This is a genomic window from Mesorhizobium sp. WSM4822, from assembly GCF_055811155.1.
The window spans coordinates 1-948 of the sequence record NZ_JBVVQM010000066.1 but is presented as its reverse complement, the minus strand read 5'-3'; the positions used below and the strand labels follow the sequence as shown (position 1 = coordinate 948).

The 948-nt window shown below is 62.9% G+C and carries 1 protein-coding gene; it reads right to left on the bottom strand.

Features of this window, described 5'->3' with window-relative positions; all coding sequences use genetic code 11:
* On the bottom strand, window positions 1-948 hold a 948-nt coding region (tdh, locus tag AC0L3E_RS34540), incomplete at its 5' end, for an L-threonine 3-dehydrogenase (RefSeq protein ID WP_473606902.1).

Here is a 948-nt window from a genome sequence, read left to right as displayed (position 1 = left end):
CTACCAGTCCATCACCACCTTGCCGGAACTGCCGCTGCGCATCGCATCGAAGCCGGCCTGAAAATCGTCGATGCCGATGCGGTGGGTGATCAGGCCGTAGACATCCAGCGGGCCCTGCACCAGCGCGATCATCTTGTACCAGGTTTCGAACATCTCGCGGCCGTAGATGCCCTTGAGATGCAGCATCTTGAAGATGACCTTGTTCCAGTCGATCTCGAAGCCGGTCGGCGCGATGCCCAGAATGGCGATCTTGCCGCCATTGTTCATGGTGTCGATCATGTCGCGGAAAGCGGGGGCGGCGCCCGACATTTCGAGGCCGACGTCGAACCCCTCGGTCATGCCGAGCACCGGCATGACGTCGCGCAGCTTTTCCTTCGAGGCGTCGACGACATGCTGGACGCCGAGTTTCTTGGCCAGCGCCAGCCGCACCGGGTTGATGTCGGTGATCACCACTTTGCGCGCGCCGACGCATTGCGCGACGAGCGCGCCCATGATGCCGATCGGCCCGGCGCCGGTCACCAGCACATCCTCGCCGACCAGATCAAATGACAATGCGGTGTGAACGGCATTGCCCAGCGGATCGAAGATCGCGGCGATCTCGTCGGGCACATCATCAGGGATCGGCACGACATTGTGCTGCGGGATCGCCAGATACTCGCCGAAGGCGCCAGGACGGTTGACGCCGACGCCGAGCGTGTTGCGGCACAGATGCCCTCGCCCGGCGCGACAGTTGCGGCAATGGCCGCAGACGATGTGGCCTTCGCCCGATACACGCTGGCCGACCTTGTATTCGGTGACCGCTGCGCCGAAATCGGCAACGGTGCCGACGAATTCATGGCCCGTCACCATCGGCACCGGCACCGTCTTCTGCGCCCACTGGTCCCAATTGTAGATGTGCACGTCGGTGCCGCAGATCGCCGTCTTCTTGATCTTGATCAGCACGTCGTT